Here is a 2,683-nt window from a genome sequence, read left to right on the forward strand (position 1 = left end):
GGCAACGCGACCTCCAGCGACACCGCCGCCGCGATCAACCGGTTGACCAAGCAGTACCTGTACAACATCGCGGGCAAGAACTACAAACCACCCACCGGATCCACCGGCGCCAACGGCGCGACCGGAGCCGCCGCCAAAGCCATCCAGGTGGCACTCGCCCAACTCGGCGACCCTTACGTCTTCGGTGCGGAAGGGCCGAACGCTTTCGACTGCTCGGGCCTGATGCAATACGCGGCGGCAGCCGCCGGGGTGCGGATTCCCCGAGTCGCGGCCGACCAATACCGCACCCTGCCCAAGGTGAATCCCCGAGACATCAAGCCCGGTGATCTCATTTTTCCCTACCCGTTCAGGGGACCGAACAACAACCCGGGCCACGTCATCATGTACATAGGCAATGGCATGTGCGTCGAAGCTCCCCGCACCGGTGGCCACGTCCAGTACCGGAAACTGCCCAGCAGCTACGCGGCCGCGCGCTGGACCTGACCGGCTGCGGCGTCAGTACCCCACGTACGAGCCGCCGCCGCGCATCTGCACGATGCCCGGCACGTTGCTGACCGAGCCGTAGCGCTCGATGGCATACCGAACGCCCGCGACGATATTGTCCACCGGATTCCAGATATCGCGATGTCCCGGGACGGAATACGCGTTGAACGTCGGATCGATGGTCTGCATCAGGCCTTTCGACGGAATTCCGGCCGCGGCGTTGCTGTCCCAGAGATTGATCGCGTTCGGGTTGCCACCGGACTCGTGCTGGATGATCGCCGCGATGTCGGCCGGATCGATCTGGCGGGTGTCGTAGCCGTGCCGGCGCAACACCTGCAAGGCTTCGTTGATCCACTGCCCCTGCTGGCCCGACGGCCGCGTGCGTGGCGGACCGCCGCTGGGCCCGTGCATGCCGGAGTGCGACGTGCGGCGAGGCCGCCGCGGCTGGACAGGACGTGACTCGCGCAGATAGCGGTCGGCAAGGGCAGCCACCCGATCGGCGGTGAGCACCGCGGCGGCCTGCCCTTGGCCGAGCACGGTTCCCGCCCGTTGCAAGGCGTTGTCTAGAGTGGAGATCACCAACTGCCTGCTCGCGTTGGCGTCCTGGACCTTGCCGAGCGCGGTCAGGGCGGTGTTCACCTCGGCGATGATCGCGCCGATCGCGGCACGTCCCTGCGTACTGTTGTCGACCGCGCCACCGAGGATGCGTTCCAGCTCGGCGTTCATCGACTGGGTCGCATCGCCGTGGCGTGCTCGATTCAGATTGCTGTCGGCGTACCGCGAACCGAGCGCACCGTCCCACACGACGGGTCCGCTCGGTCGCGCCGCGTCGAGATCGGGTGGCGCGTACGGCTGTCCCGTCACGGCAGTCGGCGGACCGTCACCGTATTGGGCGGCGATGGCCGCCAACGCGCCCATCGCCGCGGCCGCCATGGGCGCGGACGAGCCCGCCATGCCCAGCGTGTCCGAGCGCGGAACGGAGGGGGAACCCGCAGCCGGGGAGGTCGTCTCGGATGCCGACGGTGCGTTCTGGGTGCGCCCCTGAGCCGTCGCGCCGACCGGCGCCGCCGCGGCCGGCGCACCCGCCTGCGGCCGCGGGATCGGGGTGGGAGCGCCGCGCGGCGCGGACTTGGCCTGGCGGTGCGGTGCGGTGGTGGTGGTGGCGCTCGCACGTACGTCGCGAGGATCGCCGGGACCATCGGGATCCCGCTCGGACCCAGGGCTATCCGTCGGAGCCATCAGTCCCCCCGCTGCGCGCGAACACTACGCACGGTGACCACAGAGGCAGCCATGATTCACCTTCCGCCGGATGCCCCGGTATGCGCGCTGCCGATTGCTGGACATGATCGCTGTGCGCTGGAACCGGAAGAATTCACAGCCGACGCGGCAGCGATGTGGCAAGCCGCGCCGATGCGGTGAACTCATGCCGCCTTGCCCGGCTCACCCGACTCGGAATGCCTCTTCCCCGGCGCTCGTTCCGAAGCGTATCCGCAGCCTAATGCAGGTATCTCCCGAGCATGCCCATACTGTTCCCGCTTACGGGAATACCGGTGCACATGTCCCGGCACGCGGCTGCGGGACAAGCGCGCGGCGCGTCGGTGGACAGTGAGCGGCCGACGAAGGCAGGGCGAGGTCAAACAGCGACGTTGCGCATCGCCGAGGCGATACTGTTGGCATAGGCGATGCGCTGCCCTCTCGCCTCACCGGAGCTTCTTTCGTAATACTGATCGAAGACCGCCGCCGCGTAGGCGGGCGTCTGCGCGGCCCGGAGATATCCGTACGCGGTGGATTCGTTGCTGCGCAATTCGGCCATCATGAAATCGACTTGGACCTTCCAGTCGGTGACCGGCCTTCCGCGAGCTGCCGCGAATCGCTCCAGGGCCTGCCGTCGTCTACCCCGCCATTGGCAAAGACCGATAGCGCCCTCGCCCGAGTTGTACGCCCTGGTCTTGAAACCCGACTCGACCTGAATGTTGCCCACGATCCCCGCGGCCTGCGCAGGCGTGAGTCCGTGTTTCGAGATGAGGTAGCGATAGACGTCCGCTGGATTGGCCTTGGAGCCACCGGGAATGTTGTCGGCGCTGCCGGTGCTACCGGTGGATCCGGTGGGTGGTTTGTAGTTCTTGCCCGCGATGTTGTACAGGTACTGCTTGGTCAACCGGTTGATCGCGGCGGCGGTGTCGCTGGAGGTCGCGTTGCC

3 protein-coding genes are annotated in these 2,683 nt (G+C 67.4%); 1 reads left to right on the forward strand and 2 read right to left on the reverse strand.

The window, feature by feature from the left end; all coding sequences use genetic code 11:
- Nucleotides 1-483: C40 family peptidase (locus GVY64_RS36770; protein WP_201298334.1), on the forward strand; the 483-nt coding region annotated here is incomplete at its 5' end.
- Between the two features lie 12 nt (nucleotides 484-495).
- Here the strand turns inward: GVY64_RS36770 and GVY64_RS36775 are convergent.
- A complete protein-coding gene (locus GVY64_RS36775; protein ID WP_159851285.1) occupies nucleotides 496-1,722 on the reverse strand; it encodes a transglycosylase SLT domain-containing protein in 1,227 nt (408 codons plus the stop codon).
- A 394-nt stretch (nucleotides 1,723-2,116) separates the two neighbouring features.
- The coding region (locus GVY64_RS36780; RefSeq protein WP_201298335.1) for a phage tail tip lysozyme at nucleotides 2,117-2,683 on the reverse strand (567 nt) is incomplete at its 5' end.

It is taken from the genome of Nocardia sp. CY41 (assembly GCF_009829325.1).
Taxonomy (GTDB): Bacteria; Actinomycetota; Actinomycetes; order Mycobacteriales; family Mycobacteriaceae; genus Nocardia.